This window comes from Aminobacter ciceronei, from assembly GCF_014138625.1.
Classification (GTDB): domain Bacteria; phylum Pseudomonadota; class Alphaproteobacteria; order Rhizobiales; family Rhizobiaceae; genus Aminobacter; species Aminobacter ciceronei.
Genome location: NZ_JACJHY010000001.1, coordinates 190,783 through 208,810, shown reverse-complemented (window position 1 = coordinate 208,810; position 18,028 = coordinate 190,783). Strand labels below are relative to the sequence as shown.

Below are 18,028 nucleotides of genomic sequence, written 5' to 3'. Positions count from 1 at the left end.
AGGGACCCACGCGACGGATGCCGCGCGGGTCGCGTTTGTCACTTGCAGGTGGTCTTCAGCTTGTTCGCTTCGATCGCCGTGCCGTTGAGCTTCAGCACCGAGCCGTCGGTCTGGATCAGCGAAGTGCCCGACCAGGCGCCCTGATCGGCGAGGCAGTTGAGCGGCGTGTCGACGACGGTGATATTGCCGCGGATGTTCTCGGCAGGGCCTGAGAAATAGAGACCTGCCTTGCTGGCGCCTTCGACGCGCATGTTGCCGAAGTCGATGTTCTTGACCGGGCCGCCGAGGAAGTCCCACTCGCTGCCGTAGATGTAGGCACCATAGGTGCCGGCATTGGTGATGGTGACGTCCTTGAAGCTGATGCCGGAGACGGGGTTGAGGAAGATGCCGGCGTTGCGGGTGCCGTCGATGGTGAGGCCGTGGACATTGACGTTGGTCGTCACCGCATTCTCAGGCAGGGTCGAGGCGGTGACGAGCATCAGCCCGTTGATGCCGCCCTTGAGCGTCATGTCGGTGATGGAGACATTGGAGGTGCCCTGGAGCACCACCAAGTCCATATCCAGGCCCTGCTCGGAATTGTCGACGGTGACTTTGTTCATCGTCACGTCGTTGGCGGCGACGAGCAGGATGCCTTCGCGGCGCGACTTGCTGATCCTGACGTTGTCGATGACGATGTCGCTGGCGGCGTGGGTGATCACCTCCGGCCAGTCGCTCTGGTCGATGCGGCTGCCGGCGAAGATGCCATAGGTGATGCTGTCGATCACCGTATCGCGGACGGTCATCCCGCTGGTGCCGAGCGCGGCGATCGCGGCGTGCGGCGCGCGATTCGGCCGGCCGACCGCGAACTCGCAATTGGTGTTGCTGTTGCAGATGTAGAGGTCGTGGATGTTGGCGCCTGATATCGTGGCGCCGGTGACGTTGTCGAGGCGGATGCCGTCGCCCGCGGTCTTCGAGATGTCGACGTCGCGGATCGAGATGTTGGAGGTTTCGCTGCTGGCGATGCCGGCGAGGCCGCCGGTGATGGTCAGTCCGGCGATCTCGCTGCCCGAGGCCATGCTGACGACGTTGGCGGCGGCGTTGGTGCCAGTCAGCTTAGCTGCGTCGCCGCCATTGCGGAACGCGGCCTCTATGCGACTGTTGGCGCCGCGTACGGCGATCGATCCGCCGCCGCCGACCATGTGCTGGCCGGCGCCGAGCTGCAGCGCCTGGCCGAGCGTGATGCCGCCATTGGCCAGCACAAGCGCGTTGGTGCCGGCGGTGCTGAGTGCTGCATTGATGGCTGCCGCATCACCCGTTGCCTGCGAGATCGGGACGACCTTGCCGACGGCCTGACCGCCGTGGACAAACTCAGCGGCCTCGTTCACGCCATCGCTGTCGGCATACGTGCGGATGAAAACGGCACGTTCGACGCGCTGGAACATCGGATCGAAGGCGGCCTTGCCGGTGCGGCTCGATCCGCCGAGTGGCACACGCAGCCGCGCGGTGAGGCCGAATTCGGTCTGGTCCTCATTGTCGTAGGAAATCGAGGCGCCGAGCGCCAGCATCGAACCGGAGACACCGGGCAGGCCGGAGAAGCTGACCTCGGTGCGCGCCTTGACGCCAAGCGTGTCGTCGAGGCCGCGCGCGCCATCATACCAGTAGGCGCCGCCGAAAACCTTCATCTCGGTGTTCATGCTTTCGGGGAAGACGGGCAAGCGCAGGCCGACTTCCGTGTCGGCGCCGGTGCGGGCGAATTCGCGGCCGGCCTGGAACTTGAGTTCGCTGCCGGAGACGAAGGCGTGGCTCAGGCTTGCTGCGACCTTGTCGTCGCCGAGGGGGAGATAGGCGTTGGCGCGCGCTTCGTAGACCGGGCCCAGCGCTTCGACGCCGAATGACAGCTGATTGAAGCTGTTGCCGTGTTCGCTGTTGAAGACGTCGAGATAGCCATAGCCGCCGAGCAGCCAGCCACCTTCGACACGGTAGCGGTAGCCCATGCCGAACGAGGCCTGCCGTGCCGAACCTTCCACGAAGCGGCCGCTGGCGTCGAAGAAGACGCCATTGCCGTTGTCGAGCAGGAACGGCATGAAGATACCGATGCCGCCATTGCCGACGCCATAGGCAAGGTTGCCTTCGAGTTCGAGGATCGGCTGCTGGGCTTGCGCAAAGGCGCAGGTCGAAAGGGCGGTGCCGGAGGCCAGCGCCACTGCAAACAGGCTTGGGAATGTCATGGCAGGTACTTCAAATTTCCGATTGAACGTCGGTGAGCTAAAATACCTGAATTGAAGAGTCCAGATTAAATTGGCGACTGTACGGGCGTCGCCTGTTGACGACGTTTTTCCTTTTGTTTCAATGCGTTGATGCTAATTTAGGCCGTTGCCGGGTTGGTTTGTTAGAAACCGCTGCGGACGCTGGGGCAGATGGCGACCACGCGCGGGACCGCAGCGGTCGTTGCCGACTGCTGCGGCAAATTGGCTTTCCATTGGGCCAGACCGCGCGCCGGGGCAGCCGCTCATGCTGCCCGGCGCGTTTCGCTTCTAGCTTGCCTTAGGTGCCGCGACGACAAGTGCCACGATGCGCCTGACCAGCGGCAGGACCAGAAGCAGCGTCGGGAACGCCACCAGCCAGGACAGAGCCCAGGCGGCGGGCCAGGTCGACAGGAAGGCCGGCGTCGGCCCAAGGCTCTTCAGCGTCGAGATGGCCGAGACGACAGACGACATCAGCACCGAGAGCACCAGTGGCATGATGATGGCGGCATAACGCGCGGGCAGCTTCCCGCATGTGCGGGGATGGGAACGTAAGCTCATGGGATCACTCATTGGAAGCAGTCGATCACGAGAGTGCAAGTCATGGCATTCCTCCCGGTCGCGACCGGTTGAATGCGTTGCTTGACGTGAGACGCTTACGGCATGCGTGGAACGCAGCGCGGCCTAGATAGCTTTGACCGTTGCGGAATGCAACGGTGCCGGGCATAGCTTTTCGGGTGGCTTTTGCCGGTGAAGGTCTTGCTTTATGGTCGCCGCACCTTGAGGGAGGACACCAGTGTCGATCGAATTCCTGCTGACCACACTGATCATCGTCGCATCGCCCGGCACGGGCGTCGTCTACACACTGGCGGCGGGGCTGTCGCGCGGCGGCAAGGCGAGCATGCTTGCGGCATTCGCCTGCACGCTCGGCATCGTGCCGCATCTGATCGCCGCGCTGACCGGCCTTGCCGCGCTGCTGCACACCAGCGCGCTGTTGTTCGAGGTCGTCAAATATGCCGGCGTTGCCTATCTGCTCTACATGGCCTGGCAAAGCCTGCGTGAGCAGGGCGCGCTGAAGGTCGAGGCCGATGCCGATCCGCGCAGCGCATGGCAGGTGCTGGTCGACGGCATCCTGATCAACGTGTTGAACCCGAAGCTGTCGATCTTCTTCGTTGCCTTCCTGCCGCAGTTCATTGCGCCCAACGAAGCCAACGTGCTGGGACGCATGCTCGAACTGTCCAGTGTATTCATGCTGGCGACCTTCGTCATCTTCGCCATCTACGGCCTGTGTGCAGCGGCCGTGCGCGACAAGGTGACGGGTAGCCCGCGCGTCCTGACCTGGATGCGGCGGACGTTCGCCGCCGCCTTTGTCATGCTCGGCGCCAAGCTGGCCCTGACGGAACGCTGAAAGTGGTCCTGTCGGCCGGGTTGCCCGGCCGTCGTGGCTGCGCTTTAGTCGGGTTCGATGCCATTGTGAGCCGAGCCTGACGAAATGCAGTTCCAGATTGCCCTGGAAGATCCAGCCAAGCCTGACGTGATCGCGCTTTTGGAGGCGGGCGACGCCTATGGCGCTTCGCTCTATCCTGCCGAAAGCAACCACTTCCTGCCGCTGGAGGCGTTGCGGGCGCCCAATGTGCGCTTCGTCGTTGCCCGCGACGGGCAGGGCACGGCACTCGCCACCGGGGCCGTCGCGCTGTCGGACGATTTTGCCGAGCTCAAGCGCATGTGGGTGGTACCTGAAGCCAGGGGCAAGGGCATTTCCAAGGCCGTTCTCGCAGACCTCGAGGCGCGGGTGATCGAGGCAGGCCAGTCGTTGTTGCGCCTGGAAACCGGCATCGACAATCATGAAGCCCTGGCGCTCTATGAGCGCCAGGGCTTTGTCCGTCGCGGGCCCTTCGGCGACTACCGCGAGGACCCGCTCAGCGTGTTCATGGAAAAGCAGTTCGGCGTGGCCGCCGCCTGATCAGCGCCGCCCCGGAATTTCCGCTTACTTCGCGCTCGCCGGGAATGCGGGCAGCTTGGCGATGTCGTTGGCATCATGCTGGACGACGAGCGTCGCATCAAGCGCCTTCGCCATGTCCTGAAGCCTGCCCATCGAGGCCAGCGACTGTGCCCTGTCGACGTTGAAGGGCGGCACGCCGTTGTTCGTGAACTGCTCCTCGAAATGTACGGTGTCGCCGCTCAACAGCACGGCTCCCTTGCCGGCGAGCCGGACAAGCAGCGAGTAGCTTCCATGGGTGTGGCCGGGCGTCGACAGCATGACGACAGAGCCGTCGCCGAACACATCCTTGTCGCCTTCGACTGTATTGACCGGCGCCTTGCCGTCGAGCCATGGCTTGACCAGCGACGGGTCGACGGCGAAGGCCGGCGGTTCGGCGCGAAAGCCGTCGAGGTCGGCCTTGCCGATCAGCAACCTGGCCTGCGGGAAGTCGGTGGCCTGGCCGACATGGTCGAAATGGTTGTGGCTGATGCCGACGGTTTCGATCTTGTCAGGCGCCACGCCGATCTCGGACAACTGGTCCTTGATCGTCTTTGACAGGCTCGGCTTCATGCCGTTGCCCTCCTGCGATGCGCCGAGCAGTGCGGCCGGCAGGCCGGTGTCCCACAGCATGTAGGATGCGTCGTGGCGGATCAGGTAGCAGCTGTCGGTCAGCGTGCGTTGTTCGCCCTGATAGCGCAACGTGTCGGAGAAGGCGGAGAGATCGCTGATCTTGATCGATCCACAATCGAGGCGCCAGAGTTCGATCTCGGCGGCCTGAGCGGTGTCCATGGCCGGCAGGGCCAGCATGGCGGCCAGCAGAAATTGTGCAGTTTTCACTTGGGATCTCCTTGAATGCGGCTGCGGCGATTGCCGACGCCGCGCAAAATGGCCTGCTGGCGCAGGGCGAGCGTGCCCGGAATGGCGGCGATATGTACCCGAAACGCTCAAAGTGACGTCGACAGCGCCATTGCAGGTGCTACTGTTGGGGTATGCTCAAACCAGTCGAAGACGCCCAAAGCACATTGTCGCGACGCCTGCTGCAACTCCTGCGGCCGCTGGAGATGTCGAGCCGCACGGCGCGCGGGCCGGGGCTGCACACATTCGCCCGCCAACTGTTCAGCTATTGCTGCATCGAGCGCGAGCGACTGGTGAGCGTTGTTTCGGAAATGCCGAGAATCGGCATCGTGCTTAGCGGCGAAAAGGAGTTCTGGCTCGGCGACGCCGGCCAGCGTTTCGTGGCGGGTGATGTGTTCGTGCTGCCGGCGGGTACGCCGTTCGACGCGGTCAACATTCCCTCTGAAGCCAACGGCCTCTACGAGTCGCTGCTGCTCGAGGTCACCCAGGTGCCGAAATGGGTGCAGGAAATGCCGGGCGCTGCCCGCCCAGTCGTCGGCTTCGACCTGCGCGTGCCACTGTCTCAGGAACTCGTCGATGCGCTCGGCCATGCCGCCATCTCGCTCGGCGGGTCCGATCATGCCGCGGTGCTGGCCGAACATCGCCTCGCCGAAGTGCTGATCCTGCTCAGGAAGTTGCCGGTGGCACAGCCGCTGTTTGCGCAGTCGCTGGCCGAGCGCGCAGCATGGCTGGTGGCGCGCGCGCCGGCCAGGCGCTGGACGGCCGAGGAGATCGGGCGAGAGCTCGGTGTCGGCGCCTCGACGCTGCGGCGCAAGCTGGTCGAAGCGGGCACCTCGTTGCGCGGCGTCCAGGCGTCGGCCAGGATGCAACTGGCGCATGAGATGCTGGCGCGCGGCGAGGGCAACATCACCGATGCGGCCGATGCCGCCGGATACGCTTCGAGGTCGCATTTCGCCCGCCGCTTCCAGGCGGTCTATGGCGCGTCTCCGGCTGAAGTCCGGCTGCGCCAGCCAACGCAGCAGGGTTGATCCGCGCAAAACCTTGCCGGAAGGCCGGCAGGGGAGGATACTGCCTCTCCGTGGATGCATTTTAGGGCGATGACCCGGATGCCCGCCCCGGCCTTCATGCCGTGCTCCGTGGCACCGGAGGGAGGTGTGCAGTGACGACATACATCATGCTGATCAACTGGACCGACCAGGGCGTGCGCGACGTTCGTTCGTCGCCCAAGCGGCTCGACGCGGCCAAGAAGCTGCTCGGTGAAATGGGCGGCTCATTCAAGCAGTTCTATCTGACCATGGGCGAGTACGACATGGTGGCGGTCGCGGAGGCGCCCGACGATGCGGTGGTGGCGCGTTTCGCGCTGATCCTGGGACAGGCCGGCAACATCAGGACACGCACGCTGAAAGCCTTCCCCGAACTTGCCTATCGCGAGATTATCGCTTCGATGGGCTAGGCGGATCGCCACGGCGCAAGCCCGCTGCCTGCGCCGTGGCTCGAAACGCCTCGACTGAATCAAGATGACCGTCTAAGCTTCGGAAAAACAACGGGAAGAACCAGATGTCGTTTCTGAAGAGACTTTTTGGCGGGGGCGGGAGCTCTGTCGAGACCCAGACGGCAGCGGTGGCCAAGGAGATCGAATACAAGGGCTTTGCCATCAAGGCGATGCCGTACAAGGAAGGCGGCCAGTTCCAGACCTGCGGCATCGTTTCCAAGGATGTCGAGGGCGTGGTCAAGGAACACAAGTTCATCCGCGCCGACCGTTTCGCAGCGCTCGACGACGCGGTCGAGGTGTCGCTGACCAAGGGCCGTCAGCTCGTCGACGAGCAGGGCGAACGCATGTTCGGCTGACGGAGCGCGCGCCTCGTGCCGCTTCATCATGTTGCCCTAATGCAACTTTTTGTCGCAATGAGAGCTTTCTGTTCGATCCTGCCTTGCGTGGCGGATTCATGAAACCCTAGGGTTGTCGCATCCGAATCTGGGAATGCTCATGAAAGCCGTTCTTCTCGCCTCGTCGATCCTCTTCGCCGCAACCGGCGCCGGCGTGGCTGCCGATGCGGTCGCAGCTGACCCGGTGGCAGCACCTTACAACTGGACCGGCTTCTATGCCGGCGTTCATGGCGGCTACTCTTGGGGCAGTGGTGACGGTGCTTATCCGCACCCTGTCATCGGACGCTTCGAGACAGCGTATCCCGAGGCCCGCGGCGGCCTGCTGGGTGCCCAGGTCGGCTACAACCATCAGTGGGGTTCATGGGTTCTCGGCCTGGAGGGCGATCTGTCCTACTCCTGGGCGGATGGGAGCTCCAGGATCAACGAATTTCCCGCCGAGACGGACAATGGTGCGCGCAACGACAACGAGTATTCGTTCCTTGCCAGCATCACCGGCCGTGCCGGCTACGCGGTCGACCGCACCTTGTTCTATGGCAAGGCGGGCATTGGCTTTACGCGGCTCGAAATGAGCGACTTCACGGACCCGAACACCTTCAACTCACGTGGATCCAAGACGCTGACCGGCTGGACGATTGGCGGCGGCGTGGAGCATGCGCTGAACGACAAGTGGTCGGTGAAGGGCGAGTACCAGTTCTATCACTTCTCGGGCGACGTGGCGCTGGACGATCCCATTCCGTTTCGCTCCTATGAGGGCGATTTCAACGTCCACGCCGTCAAGATCGGCCTGAACTACAAGTTCTGAGGCGCGCCATATCAACCCTGGCCTCGCGCCGGGGTTTTTTTGTTTCCGAGGGCTGTGGCCAAGCCTAGCCGAGCGACCTGACATAACCGATGTAGCCGCGCACGTCGTTGGCTGGTTCGGTGTAGGCGTCGCCCAGCGATTTCTCCATGGCCGCAACATAGGCCTTTGCCCAGGCCGGCAGCGGATAGTCGATGACGGCGAGGAATTCCAGGGTCGCGGCGAGCCGGATGTCGGCGATTGACGGGCTGTCGCCGCCGATGAAGGGCTTGTCCTTGATGTAGAAGGAGCGAAACACGTCGAGCGGCTCGGCGAGGGCTTCGACGGCGGCCTGGCGCGCCTTTTCCTTTGTCGGCGCGTCAGCGTCGCTGTAGCCGACTTCGCCGGGATATTGCGGGAAGTTGAGTGCCGGGTAGGTGGCGCGCGCGAGATAGGGATAGAATGTGCCGATGAGGTAGAACATCGCGCTGTCGATCATCGCGCGCCGCTCGGCATCCCTGGGGTAGAGGTTGTCCAGTCCGTGCTTGTTGGAGAGGTACTGCATGATGGCGCAGCTCTCCCACAACACGCCGTTTGGTAATTCGGCGCTTTCGATCATCGGTGTGAGATGGGCCGGGCATGCAGCGAGATATTCCGGCGTGCGGGTCTGGCCGTAGACGTCCTTTTCGGTGAAGCCGAGTCCCGAGGCACGCAGGAACACCCGCGCGCTCAAGTTGTTGACGCTTGGCTTGATGACGTTGAGCGTGATGTCGGCCATGTCAGCTTCTCCCGGGTTCAGCTCTTGCGATAGGGATCCTTGGGTTCCCGCCCGGCCGACAGGGTCGACCGGCTGCGCTCGGTGAGCGCCTCGATGGCGTCGGCAAGGTGGATTTCGGCGATGTTGTAGTCACCGCGGGCGACCCTGACCTTGTGCGCCTCCATCAAAACGTCGGCATGGGTATGCCCCGCCGGCGGCTCGAACCGGTAGGAGGCGAGCTCGATCAGGAGGCCGAGGGGATCCTCGAAATAGATCGAATCCATGAAGCCGCGATCCTTGACGCCGCTGTGCTTGATGGCGCGCTCGTCGAGGCGCTCGACGGCCTGCAGGAACGTCACCCGCGAGACAGAGAAGGCGATGTGGTGCACGCAGCCGACGTCGGTCGGCGTCCGCTTCGGGTCAGGCTTGCGGTTCTCGTCGGTGAAGATGGTGATCAGGCGGCCGTCGCCGGGATCGAAATAGAGGTGGCTCTCGCTTGCCTTGTCGAGATTGGGTTGCTCGAAGATGAAAGGCATGCCCAAAATGCCTTCCCAGAAGTCGATCGAGGTGTTCCGGTCAGCGCCGACAAGGGTGATGTGGTGTACGCCTTGCGCCTGGAGCTTTCGCATGTGCAATCCTCCGTCGGCAGCAGTGTCGCACAAGCCCCATCACAAGCAATAGACCGAAGGAGTGGCGCTGTCTGGCCTTGCTGACACTTGGACGTGCACGCAGCAATCGAATTTCAAACAAAAAACCCCGGCATTGGGCCGGGGTCTGTGTGTGCCGCGTGCGAACGAAGCCTTGGCGCCAGAGCGTCAGCTCCTGAGGCCGGGGGCTTCCTGGCCGGTGCGCTCGACATATTCAGTGTAGCCGCCGCCATAGGTGTGGATGCCGTCAGGGGTGAGCTCGAGCACGCGATTGGACAAGGCGGCGAGGAAATGGCGGTCGTGCGAGACGAACAGCATGGTGCCCTCATATTGCGAGAGCGCAGTAATCAGCATTTCCTTGGTGGCGATATCCAGATGGTTGGTGGGTTCGTCGAGCACCAGCAGGTTGGGCGGATCAAACAGCATGATCGCCATCACAAGGCGGGCCTTTTCACCGCCTGACAGCACGCGGCACTTCTTTTCGATCTCGTCGCCGGAGAAGCCGAAGCAGCCGGCGAGCGCGCGCAACGGTGCCTGGCCGGCCTGCGGGAAGGTGTCCTCGAGTTGCTGGAATACGGTACGATCGCCGTCGAGCAGATCCATGGCGTGCTGGGCGAAATAGCCCATCTTGACGCTGGGGCCGCGCGCGACCGTGCCGTTGTCGGGATTGGAGGCGCCAGCGACAAGCTTCAGCAGCGTCGACTTGCCGGCGCCGTTGATGCCCATGATACACCAGCGTTCCCTGCGGCGAACCTGGAAGTCGAGGCCTTCATAGATGGTTTTCGAGCCATAGCTCTTGTGCACGTTCTTGAGCGTGACCACGTCCTCGCCCGAGCGCGGTGCCGGCTGGAATTCGAACGACACTGTCTGGCGGCGCTTCGGCGGTTCGACCTTGTCGATCTTGTCGAGCTTCTTGACCCGGCTCTGCACCTGGGCGGCGTGCGAGGCGCGCGCCTTGAAGCGTTCGATGAAGGCGATTTCCTTGGCCAGCATCGCCTGCTGGCGTTCGAACTGGGCCTGCTGCTGCTTGTCGGCCAGCGCTCGCTGCTGCTGGTAGAACTCGTAGTTGCCGGTGTAGGCGGTCAGCGAGCCGCCGTCGATTTCGACGACCTTGTTGACGATGCGGTTCATGAACTCGCGGTCGTGCGAGGTCATCAAAAGCGCGCCGTCATAGTTCTTGAGGAAGGCTTCGAGCCAGATCAGGCTTTCCAAGTCGAGATGGTTGCTCGGCTCGTCGAGCAAAAGCGCGTCGGGGCGCATCAACAGGATCTTGGCGAGTGCAACGCGCATCTTCCAGCCGCCGGAGAGCGCGCCGACGTCGCCGTCCATCATTTCCTGGGAGAAGCCGAGACCGTCGAGCACCTCGCGGGCGCGGCCGTCGAGTGAATAGCCGTCGAGCTCCTCGAAACGGCCCTGGACCTCGCCATAGCGCTCGATGATCTGGTCCATCTCATCGGCGCGGTCGGGATCGACCATCGCCGCTTCCAGCTCGCGCATCTCGGCGATCAGCTCGCTGATCGGACCGGCGCCGTCCATCACCTCGGTGACCGGGCTGCGGCCTGCCATGTCGCCGACATCCTGGCTGAAATAGCCGATGGTGACGCCGCGGTCGACCGAGACCTGGCCTTCGTCGGGCTGCTCCTGGCCGGTGATCATGCGGAACAGTGTCGTCTTGCCGGCGCCGTTCGGGCCGACGAGGCCGACCTTCTCGCCCTTCTGCAGGGCCGCCGAGGCCTCGATGAAGACGAGTTGCTTGCCGTTCTGCTTGCCGATGTTTTCGAGACGAATCATGATTTGTAGGACCCAGAGGATTGGTCGGGTCACCACGCCATCGGTTGCGCCCGCAAAAGAGATCGCCCGTAAAGCACTCCGCACCTTGGCGCGCAAGGGCCGCCGATGTCACAGGCACCGGCGGCGCGGAGACAAAAGCATCTTGCTAACCGAGCAAGTGGCGCAGGACGCCGGCCGACGCGATGCCGACGATGACGGTCGGCAGCATCGACAGCCGCGTCGCCGCAAGCACGGTGATGGCGAGCGCCAGAAGATCGGCCGGATTGTCGGAGACAAAATCAGGCGCGATGACCGAGATCAGCACGCAGCCCGGTGCTGCTTCCATGACAGCAGTGGCGCGCGGGCTCAGCGTCCGGTTGCGCAGCATGACGTAGCCGCCGATGCGGGTGAGGTATGTGACGCTGGCCATCAAGACGATGGCGAGAAGGTTGATCTGGTCGATCATGCTTCACCTGCCAGGACATAGGCCGCAACGAGGCCGGACAATGCGCCGGCGGCGACATACCAGGCGCCGGGAACCAGGAGATAGACGATGGCGGCAACGACGAGGCTGACCAGCCATGGCCGTGCGGCGGCGACGCCTTTCCACATGCCGGCGAGCAGCACAAGGAACACCGCCGGGAAAGCCATGTCGAAGCCATAGGCCTCGACGTCGCCGAGCACCGGGCCAAGTGCGCCGCCAAGCCCGGTGAAGACGACCCAGGCGAGGTAGAAGGGGATCGATGCGCCGGCATAATAGGGCAGGCTGAAGGCCGGGCCTGAGCCCGCCGCAGCACGTTTCCTGGCGTCGGCAAGCCCGAGCGCCCAGCTCTCGTCGCACATCAGGAAAAGTGCCGGAAATACCTTGCGCCTGGGCAGGTGGCGCAGGAACGGCGCAAGGGCCGCTCCCATCAAGAGGTGGCGGCTGTTGACCAGGAAGGTGATGGCGACGATGAGCAGCACATGCGGCGGCGAGGTCCACAGCTGGATCGCGGCGAATTCGGAGCCGCCGGCGAAGTTCAGGCCGGTCATCAACGGCACCTCGACAGGGCTCAGCCCCTTCTGCGCCGCCTGGGCGCCAAGCACCAGCGCATAAGGCACGATGCCGAGCAGCACCGGCGTGCAAGAGCGCATGCCGCGCCAGAACTCGGAACCGCTGCCGCCTTCTGCCCGGTCGGACAATGTGGCCTGTGAAACACTCATGCAATCATCCCGCGCGCCTTGCGGGGCGCGCCTTCCCAAAAGGTTCGAGGTGATGGTGTCGAACGGCAATCTAGTCCAAGGCGGGCGCAATTTGGTTGCGAAGATTGTTGAGTTTGGTGCCGATATGGCATCTGATGCGGCAGATGGCTAAAAAATTGGAATTCTGAGCCAATGAAGCTGGATGACATCGACAAGCGCATCCTGCGTGCCTTGCAGCGCGACGGCCGGATGGCCAACAATGATCTGGCGCGCGAGGTCGGACTGTCGCCGTCGCCCTGCCTGCGGCGCGTCAAGCTGCTGGAGGAGGCGGGGGTCATCGACCGCTACGTCGCCATGCTCAATCCGGCCAAGATCGGCAAGGGGCAGACTTTTTTCACCCGGATATGGCTGAAAGCGCAGGACGAGGACACGATCGAGCACTTCGCCGCCGAGGTGGCGAAGCTGCCCGAAGTGCTGGAATGCTACCTGATGCTCGGCGACTGCGATGCCATGGTGCGCGTCGTGGCCGCCAACATCGACGCCTACCGGCGCTTCCAGTCCGAGCATCTCAGCCGCATCAAGGGCGTGCAGAACGTCAAGACCGACGTGCCGAGCCAGACGATCAAACAGACGTCGGAGATGCCACTCTAGGCGGCATTGGGGGAGAAAAGGGCCCCGGCGGTTGCCGGGGCCATTCGTTTTCGTCAGGCGGGCTGGACCAGGTTGGCCAGCAGGCGGAAGGCGCCGGGCACCAGCTTGTCGAGCTGGTGGTGCAGCACGAGCGAGGTGTGGGTGTGGCGGCCCTTGCCGATCTCGGCCGACAGCAGCGAGCCTTGCAGCTTGTCCTCGCCCTTGTCGCTCATCGCCAGCAGCGGCTTATAGGCCTTGTCCCACTCGGAGGCGAAGTAAAGGCCGCGCTCCTTGTCCCAGTTTGCCCAATCCTCCGGCCCGATCTTGTTGGGCTTGTTGAGCAGCGGGTGCTCGGGCTCCAGGATATCGACCTCGGAACTAGCGTCGGTGACGCGGTAGCGGATCGAGGGCGAGCCGATCTTGAGGAACAGCGGTGGCACTTTCTCGGCATCCCAGCCGTCGCTGGGGCGGTGGTAGAGCGTGACCAGATGGCCGCCATCCTGCACCCACTTGTGCAGTTCGGGCACGGCTTTGGCGAGGTCCTTGCGCTTGCCGAAAGCGAAGATGCCGACGACGATGGTCTTGAGGTCGCGATATGCACCCTGTCCGACTTCGGCCGGGCTGAGCTCGACGACATCGATGCCGAGGCGCTTCATCCACAGGCCGACCTTGTCGCTGCCGCCGCCGATGTAGCCGACCTTCAGGCCGGTCAGCTCGGCGCCCACCGTCTGTACCGGAACCGACACCCTGGTCGGCACGACGGAGCGGCCGATATGTGGGTAGGTGAAGGTGTTGATGGCATAGGCGTCCTTGCCGAGCAGCTGGGGTTCGATGGCAAAGCGGGTTTCGCCGGGTTTCGCCGGCGGCTGCAGGTCGAAGGTGCCTGAGTTGCCAGACGCCTCACCCGACGGGTTGAGTGCCCAGCCTTCCGGCAGATCGATCTTGAGGTCGCCGACCTTGGCGTTGGTGACGGTGGCGGTCATGGCGACGGGTGCCAAGTCGGCAGCGGTATTGAACACCACCGCGTCCGGCTTCAGCTCGAGCGATGCCGCGGGCACCACCCGGAGCGCGTCCTCGAGGTCGACGTCGAGCACCGCCGAATGGCCGCCGATGTTGGCAGTCAGGCGCACGAAGGCATCGCCGTTGCCGCCGAGCGGGTCGAACTGCTCGGTAAGCGGATTGGTGAGCTCGGCGTCGGCTGCGACGGAAAGCTGGTCATTGCTCGCCGTCAGGCCCTTGCGGGCGATGATCTCGGCCGATTCAACGACAACGTTTTCAGGGGCTTCGACCAAGGTCTTGATGGTGATACTGTCGCCCGGCTTGAGGTCTTCGCCTGAGGTGAACGCTCTGACATGCATGCCTGCGGCGGTTGCCAGAACCAGGTCGATTTCGCGCGCCTTGCGGTCGAGGCGATGGGCAACCTCGGCGCGCAGCTCCTGCGGCAGCTGCTTGCGGGCCTCTGATATGGCCTTGGCAATCTCGACGGCCTTGGCGGTCACCACGACGGGGTCGCCATAGTCGGCGATGGCCTCGTCGATCAGGCCCTGGGCGTTGCGCAGGGCGTCCGCCGAGGAGGCCGGCATGCCGTCGAGCTTGGCAATGTCGCCGACGGTGGCGATCAGGCCCTCGCGGATGTCACCTTCGGTCTTTGCCGGCTCACCCTTGGCGACGCGGGCGAGATGCAGCTGCCACTCGGTCTGCGGCTCTTCCCGCCATTTGCCCATGCCCTGGGTCAGGTGGCAGGAGCGCGACCACTCGCCCATCTGCGGGAAGGTGGCTCCCGAGATCTTGTCGCGCTCGGGCGCAGTGACGGTCAGAGTGGTCGGGGGCGGGGGCGTTTCATCGTCATAGACGCCGCCACCACCGCCATAGGCCGGTGAATAGATCTTGGGCACGTTCCATGGGTCGAGGCCGGCGGCGAGCTGTTCGGGATACTCCTTGGCGTCGCCCGAAATGTCGGCGGAGATGAAGGTAGCAACGACGGCGGCGCGGTGCTGGCCGTGCTGGCCAGGCACGTCGAGGAAGCAGTTCATGACGATGTCGGGCTTGTACTGGCGGAACGCCCAGGTCATTCGCTCGACGACACGGTCGCGGCCCCAGCGGTCGATGGTGGCGTTGGGATCCTTGGAGAAGCCGAAATCGTGCACCGAATCGGAGTGGCCGCGGCCGCCGAAGGCGAGCGAAGCGTCAAGTGAGCGCGAGGCTTCCTGCATTTCGCGTGTGCGAAGCACGCCAAGCACCGAACCGCGCTCGGCGCCGATGCTGTTCTGGCCGCCTTCGCCGCGCGTGATGCAGTAGAGCACCGGGCGGATGCCGTAGACGTGGCGCAGGGCGGCGAGCAGGCCGCTTGGCTCATCATCGGGATGGGCGCCTGTGGTCATGAATGTGAGCGTCGAGGTGAGGCGCTCTAGGCGGCGGTGCAGGGTCACGATTGCCGGCTCAAGCTTCTGCCTGGCGATCAGTTCGAGGTCGGTGGCGGGCGTGGAGTGCGCAGCGGTGCGCATGGCCAGAAGGGCAGGCGGCAACGAGGCGATGAACAATCGCCGGGTCATCGTGGACATGGAAATCTCCTCTCGTAATCAGGCGGCGCCGTGAGGTGGCAGCTCCCCTCCCGTGGGCGCCTGCGCTGGCCAATGGAGCCAGCAAGCAGACTATGGCCAGCAAGATAAAATAACTCAAGTAAGTTTATGTAATTGAGAAGGTGCTTACCTATGGTGAGGCGCCGACGGCGGGAGTATGGGAAAGTGATGCCCTCTGCGCCTGCAGCGGCGGTGTTTTTCGCCTGTCGTCGCTTGCTTCGTCCTGTGCCTGCGACATTGGAGGCGGATGCTGGTCCGGCATCGAAAGACAACTGGATCAACGAGGGTGGGCAAGCACGGTGCCGGCACGCACCGACAATAAGAATCGGGCGAGCGCTGACTGCGTCCGCCCGATGGCAATCGTGGCGATCGTAAGGGTGCTATGCGGCAATGGCCGTATGGGCTGAGGATGCAACCAGCGCATCGACCTTGGCCGTTGCCTTGGCGAGGGCTGCCGTGACTGCGTCCGGGCCCATGCCGACGCCCTCGATACGGACGACCTCGACGTCGGTCATGCCGATGAAGCCGAGCACGCTGCGCAGATAGGGGATGGCGTGGTCCATCTGGACGGCAGCACCTTCCGAATAGATGCCGCCTGAGGCCAGCACGATATAGACCTTCTTGCCGGTGACCAGGCCTTTGGGGCCGTTTTCGCCATAAGCGAAGGTCTTGCCCGAGCGGGCGACGTGGTCGACCCACGATTTCAGCGTCGACGAGATGTTGAAGTTGATGAAGCCGGTGGCGAGGATGACGGTGTCGGCGGCAAACAACTCGTCGAGCACGGCGTCGGACACGCCGACGACCTCGGCCTGGCGCTTGGTCCGGGCTTCAGCCGGCGTGTAGATACCCGTGGCGTAGTCGGTATCGATATGCGGCAGCGGGTTGGCGACGAGGTCGCGGACGACGAGAGTGGCCGCGGGATCGGCGGCCACCAGCTTGTGGGCAAATTCGGTAGCGATGCGGGTCGAATGCGAGGCGGCACCGCGGGGGCTGGACGTGACAAGCAGGACGGACATGGCGGTTTCTCCTGGGGTTGGATTGTTCGATGCGTTGAATATGGTCGAGCCAACCCATTTGAAAAACTGGCATATTTTATATATTATCCATCGATAATCTGGATGGATAGATGCAGCCCAATCCCACCCTCGACCAGCTACAGGTCTTTGTCGTCGTGGCTGAAACCGGAAGTTTTTCCGCCGCCGGCCGCAAGCTCAACCGTGCGCAGTCGGTCATCAGCTATGCCATTGCCAATCTCGAGGCGCAGTTGGGTCTCAGGCTGTTCGAGCGCGAAGGCACGCGCGAGCCGCAGCTGACCGACGTCGGCAAGACGATGCTGGAAGATGCGCGCCGCATGATCGGCGTGCTGCAGCGGATCCGCTCGCGGGCCAGCGGCCATCAGCAGGGACTCGAGGCGGAGGTCGCGATGTCGGTCGAGGTCGCCTTGCCGTCGCCGGTGCTGGTCCCGGTGCTGAAGGCGTTCGAGGAGCGATTCCCGACCGTGGCGCTGCGCCTGCATGTCGGCTCGCTCGGGCTGATCGTCGATCAGGTCATGACCGGGCAGGCCGATCTCGGAGTGGGCGGCATAACTGGCGAGGCCGAGGTGCAACTTGTTCGCCTTGGCTTCATGTCCATGGTGCCGGCAGCCGCTCCCGATCACCCGCTGGCGCAGATTTTAGGACCGGTGCCGCTGGAGGAAATGCGCGAGCACATCCAGCTTGTCGTGTCGGACCAGTCGGAGCGGACGCGCGGACGCGATTTCGGCGTGTTCGCCTATCGCACCTGGCGGCTGACCGACATGCGCACCAAACATGCGCTCATGCGCGAGGGGCTCGGCTGGGGCGGTCTGCCGCGCTGGCTGATCGCCGACGATCTGGCCAATGGCCGCCTGGTCGAGCTCAATCTCGAGCCTTACAGCGAGCAGCGCTCGCCGCTGTTTGCCATGCACCGCGCCGACAGCACGCCAAAGCCGGCGGCGGCCTGGCTGATCGAGCAGTTCAAGTGCGAGCTTGGCTGTTTCAACGAGTTCGAGCCGCAGCGCCATACAGCGACCGGCATGGCGTGAGCGTCAGGCCGGCTGCTCGGCCGTCATCAACCCGTCGATCAGCGCCGAGATGACCGCCATCTGGTCGGCGAAGGGCGCGCCCGTATCGATCGCCAGCGCGGCGCGATCGAAGGTGGCTGCGAGCAGGCTGGTAAGGGTGGTCGGCGGTAGCTTGCGCATTGCGCCGGCACGCATGGCCGCTGCGAGGCCTTCGCGCAGCGTGCGGTTGCCATGGCGGTCGTCGATGGCGTCCATGCCGGGACGGCCGAGCACCGCCGGGCCGTCGAGCAGCAAAAGCCGCGTCCGTCCCGGCATCTGCATCGCCCGGAGATAGGCTTCGGTACCGACAAGAAGCGCTTCGCGGGCGCCAAGGGAGACGGGTGCCGCGCGTTCGATCTCTTCGGCAACCGCATGCGCCTCCTGCTCGACGACCGCCGCAAACAGCGCCTGCTTGTCGCTGAAGTGGTGATAGAGCGCGCCGCGCGTGACGCCGGCCGCAGCCACGATCTCCGGCGTGCCGGTTTCGGCATAGGATTTTTCGGTGAACAGCCTGCGCGCGGCAGCGATCAGGTCGCCGCGCGTCGCCTCGGTGCGGTCACGGTTGGAACGGCGCTCGGTTTTCACTTGCATACATTCAGCCTGTATGTTAATTCGAATTTACATGCAGACTGTATGTTGATTGAGGAGAGAAGGAAAGCC

19 protein-coding genes are annotated in these 18,028 nt (G+C 64.0%); 8 read left to right on the top strand and 11 right to left on the bottom strand.

Features of this window, described 5'->3' with window-relative positions:
* Positions 1-38: 38 nt before the first annotated feature.
* Together HNQ95_RS00895 and HNQ95_RS00890 are read right to left on the bottom strand one after the other, a co-directional pair.
* Entirely contained in the window at positions 39-2,207 is a 2,169-nt protein-coding gene (locus HNQ95_RS00895; RefSeq protein WP_182573265.1) for a right-handed parallel beta-helix repeat-containing protein, read from the bottom strand.
* A gap of 306 nt (positions 2,208-2,513) precedes the next feature.
* A complete protein-coding gene (locus HNQ95_RS00890; protein WP_083948529.1) occupies positions 2,514-2,783 on the bottom strand; it encodes a DUF2798 domain-containing protein in 270 nt (89 codons plus the stop codon).
* Between the two features lie 235 nt (positions 2,784-3,018).
* Here HNQ95_RS00890 and HNQ95_RS00885 point away from each other — a divergent pair, with 235 nt between their 5' ends.
* Positions 3,019-3,630: a LysE family translocator gene (locus HNQ95_RS00885; protein ID WP_067959840.1), complete on the top strand. Its 612-nt coding sequence runs from the start codon at positions 3,019-3,021 to the stop codon at positions 3,628-3,630.
* A gap of 84 nt (positions 3,631-3,714) precedes the next feature.
* Positions 3,715-4,185, top strand: coding sequence for a GNAT family N-acetyltransferase (locus HNQ95_RS00880; protein ID WP_067959845.1), 471 nt, complete (start codon positions 3,715-3,717; stop codon positions 4,183-4,185).
* A gap of 24 nt (positions 4,186-4,209) precedes the next feature.
* Here the strand turns inward: HNQ95_RS00880 and HNQ95_RS00875 are convergent, their stop codons facing one another.
* Positions 4,210-5,040 carry an N-acyl homoserine lactonase family protein gene (locus tag HNQ95_RS00875; protein ID WP_157097054.1) on the bottom strand — a complete coding sequence of 277 codons (831 nt, stop codon included), beginning with the start codon at positions 5,038-5,040 and terminating at the stop codon, positions 4,210-4,212.
* A 152-nt stretch (positions 5,041-5,192) separates the two neighbouring features.
* On the opposite strand from HNQ95_RS00875, the gene HNQ95_RS00870 reads away from it, so the two are divergent.
* The 4 genes from HNQ95_RS00870 (at position 5,193) to HNQ95_RS00855 (ending at position 7,747) form a co-directional block, all read left to right on the top strand.
* Entirely contained in the window at positions 5,193-6,086 is an 894-nt protein-coding gene (locus tag HNQ95_RS00870) for a helix-turn-helix domain-containing protein (protein WP_182573264.1), read from the top strand.
* Positions 6,087-6,217: 131 nt separating this feature from the next.
* Positions 6,218-6,511 carry a GYD domain-containing protein gene (locus HNQ95_RS00865; RefSeq protein WP_067959851.1) on the top strand — a complete coding sequence of 98 codons (294 nt, stop codon included), beginning with the start codon at positions 6,218-6,220 and terminating at the stop codon, positions 6,509-6,511.
* Between the two features lie 104 nt (positions 6,512-6,615).
* Positions 6,616-6,906: an HlyU family transcriptional regulator gene (locus HNQ95_RS00860; RefSeq protein ID WP_067959855.1), complete on the top strand. Its 291-nt coding sequence runs from the start codon at positions 6,616-6,618 to the stop codon at positions 6,904-6,906.
* A gap of 139 nt (positions 6,907-7,045) precedes the next feature.
* A complete protein-coding gene (locus HNQ95_RS00855) occupies positions 7,046-7,747 on the top strand; it encodes an outer membrane protein (protein WP_169808325.1) in 702 nt (233 codons plus the stop codon).
* A gap of 64 nt (positions 7,748-7,811) precedes the next feature.
* Here the strand turns inward: HNQ95_RS00855 and HNQ95_RS00850 are convergent, their stop codons facing one another.
* The 5 genes from HNQ95_RS00850 to HNQ95_RS00830 all read right to left on the bottom strand — a co-directional run bounded on the left by HNQ95_RS00850 (position 7,812) and on the right by HNQ95_RS00830 (position 12,100).
* Positions 7,812-8,501: a glutathione S-transferase family protein gene (locus HNQ95_RS00850; protein ID WP_067959860.1), complete on the bottom strand. Its 690-nt coding sequence runs from the start codon at positions 8,499-8,501 to the stop codon at positions 7,812-7,814.
* Between the two features lie 17 nt (positions 8,502-8,518).
* Positions 8,519-9,109 (bottom strand): VOC family protein, encoded by a 591-nt coding sequence (locus HNQ95_RS00845; protein WP_067959863.1) that lies wholly within the window; start codon positions 9,107-9,109, stop codon positions 8,519-8,521.
* Between the two features lie 186 nt (positions 9,110-9,295).
* Positions 9,296-10,918, bottom strand: a complete 1,623-nt coding sequence (locus tag HNQ95_RS00840; protein ID WP_067959867.1) for an ABC-F family ATP-binding cassette domain-containing protein — start codon at positions 10,916-10,918, stop codon at positions 9,296-9,298.
* 145 nt (positions 10,919-11,063) lie between these two features.
* Positions 11,064-11,363 carry a branched-chain amino acid transport AzlD family protein gene (locus HNQ95_RS00835; RefSeq protein WP_067959871.1) on the bottom strand — a complete coding sequence of 100 codons (300 nt, stop codon included), beginning with the start codon at positions 11,361-11,363 and terminating at the stop codon, positions 11,064-11,066.
* Positions 11,360-12,100, bottom strand: a complete 741-nt coding sequence (locus HNQ95_RS00830; RefSeq protein ID WP_067959875.1) for an AzlC family ABC transporter permease — start codon at positions 12,098-12,100, stop codon at positions 11,360-11,362. The genes HNQ95_RS00835 and HNQ95_RS00830 overlap by 4 nt, the downstream gene beginning before the upstream one ends.
* A 171-nt stretch (positions 12,101-12,271) precedes the next feature.
* On the opposite strand from HNQ95_RS00830, the gene HNQ95_RS00825 reads away from it, so the two are divergent.
* Positions 12,272-12,730, top strand: a complete 459-nt coding sequence (locus HNQ95_RS00825) for an Lrp/AsnC family transcriptional regulator (RefSeq protein WP_067959879.1) — start codon at positions 12,272-12,274, stop codon at positions 12,728-12,730.
* 53 nt (positions 12,731-12,783) lie between these two features.
* Here the strand turns inward: HNQ95_RS00825 and HNQ95_RS00820 are convergent, their stop codons facing one another.
* A complete protein-coding gene (locus HNQ95_RS00820) occupies positions 12,784-15,270 on the bottom strand; it encodes a PIG-L family deacetylase (protein WP_067959881.1) in 2,487 nt (828 codons plus the stop codon).
* A 398-nt stretch (positions 15,271-15,668) separates the two neighbouring features.
* Positions 15,669-16,304 carry an FMN-dependent NADH-azoreductase gene (locus tag HNQ95_RS00815; RefSeq protein WP_182573263.1) on the bottom strand — a complete coding sequence of 212 codons (636 nt, stop codon included), beginning with the start codon at positions 16,302-16,304 and terminating at the stop codon, positions 15,669-15,671.
* A gap of 110 nt (positions 16,305-16,414) precedes the next feature.
* On the opposite strand from HNQ95_RS00815, the gene HNQ95_RS00810 reads away from it, so the two are divergent.
* Positions 16,415-17,350, top strand: coding sequence for a LysR family transcriptional regulator (locus tag HNQ95_RS00810; RefSeq protein ID WP_182573262.1), 936 nt, complete (start codon positions 16,415-16,417; stop codon positions 17,348-17,350).
* Between the two features lie 3 nt (positions 17,351-17,353).
* Here HNQ95_RS00810 and HNQ95_RS00805 read toward each other — a convergent pair whose 3' ends face one another.
* Positions 17,354-17,959 carry a TetR/AcrR family transcriptional regulator gene (locus HNQ95_RS00805; protein ID WP_182573261.1) on the bottom strand — a complete coding sequence of 202 codons (606 nt, stop codon included), beginning with the start codon at positions 17,957-17,959 and terminating at the stop codon, positions 17,354-17,356.
* Positions 17,960-18,028 lie beyond the last annotated feature (69 nt).

Coding starts and splice junctions, on each gene's coding strand:
- HNQ95_RS00850 (WP_067959860.1), bottom strand. CDS start 8,501: ATGGCCGACATCACGCTCAACGTCATCAAGCCAAGCGTCAACAACTTG.
- HNQ95_RS00830 (WP_067959875.1), bottom strand. CDS start 12,100: ATGAGTGTTTCACAGGCCACATTGTCCGACCGGGCAGAAGGCGGCAGC.
- HNQ95_RS00845 (WP_067959863.1), bottom strand. CDS start 9,109: ATGCGAAAGCTCCAGGCGCAAGGCGTACACCACATCACCCTTGTCGGC.
- HNQ95_RS00855 (WP_169808325.1), top strand. CDS start 7,046: ATGAAAGCCGTTCTTCTCGCCTCGTCGATCCTCTTCGCCGCAACCGGC.
- HNQ95_RS00880 (WP_067959845.1), top strand. CDS start 3,715: ATGCAGTTCCAGATTGCCCTGGAAGATCCAGCCAAGCCTGACGTGATC.
- HNQ95_RS00890 (WP_083948529.1), bottom strand. CDS start 2,783: ATGAGCTTACGTTCCCATCCCCGCACATGCGGGAAGCTGCCCGCGCGT.
- HNQ95_RS00860 (WP_067959855.1), top strand. CDS start 6,616: ATGTCGTTTCTGAAGAGACTTTTTGGCGGGGGCGGGAGCTCTGTCGAG.
- HNQ95_RS00820 (WP_067959881.1), bottom strand. CDS start 15,270: ATGTCCACGATGACCCGGCGATTGTTCATCGCCTCGTTGCCGCCTGCC.
- HNQ95_RS00840 (WP_067959867.1), bottom strand. CDS start 10,918: ATGATTCGTCTCGAAAACATCGGCAAGCAGAACGGCAAGCAACTCGTC.
- HNQ95_RS00835 (WP_067959871.1), bottom strand. CDS start 11,363: ATGATCGACCAGATCAACCTTCTCGCCATCGTCTTGATGGCCAGCGTC.
- HNQ95_RS00805 (WP_182573261.1), bottom strand. CDS start 17,959: ATGCAAGTGAAAACCGAGCGCCGTTCCAACCGTGACCGCACCGAGGCG.
- HNQ95_RS00815 (WP_182573263.1), bottom strand. CDS start 16,304: ATGTCCGTCCTGCTTGTCACGTCCAGCCCCCGCGGTGCCGCCTCGCAT.
- HNQ95_RS00870 (WP_182573264.1), top strand. CDS start 5,193: ATGCTCAAACCAGTCGAAGACGCCCAAAGCACATTGTCGCGACGCCTG.
- HNQ95_RS00825 (WP_067959879.1), top strand. CDS start 12,272: ATGAAGCTGGATGACATCGACAAGCGCATCCTGCGTGCCTTGCAGCGC.
- HNQ95_RS00810 (WP_182573262.1), top strand. CDS start 16,415: ATGCAGCCCAATCCCACCCTCGACCAGCTACAGGTCTTTGTCGTCGTG.
- HNQ95_RS00895 (WP_182573265.1), bottom strand. CDS start 2,207: ATGACATTCCCAAGCCTGTTTGCAGTGGCGCTGGCCTCCGGCACCGCC.